This window comes from Pantoea sp. SIMBA_079, assembly GCF_046940275.1.
GTDB lineage: Bacteria > Pseudomonadota > Gammaproteobacteria > Enterobacterales > Enterobacteriaceae > Pantoea > Pantoea borealis.
The window spans coordinates 1-248 of the sequence record NZ_JAWRYR010000704.1; the positions used below are offsets into that span (position 1 = coordinate 1).

Sequence of the window (248 nt, forward strand, 5' to 3'; positions counted from 1 at the left end):
GAGCGTGCCGGCCACTGGCTGCGCGAACAGGCCCTGGTGCCGGATTGCGTGGTGTGTTCGCCGTCGCGACGCACGCGCGAAACCCTCGAAGCCGTGCTCGGCGTCATCGGGTACGTCGACCAGCGCCTCGACGAGCGCATCTACGAAGCGACCTCCGGCACCCTGGCGGCGGTCGCCGATGAACACCGCGACGTCGGCCGGCTGTTGCTGGTCGGCCACAATCCGGGGCTCGAACGCCTCGCGGCGCT

At 71.0% G+C, this 248-nt stretch carries 1 protein-coding gene; it reads left to right on the forward strand.

Annotation, left to right across the window (positions count from 1 at the left end; all coding sequences use genetic code 11):
* Positions 1–248 (forward strand): SixA phosphatase family protein (locus SB719_RS21780; protein WP_412159977.1); only part of this gene is annotated, 248 nt, incomplete at both ends.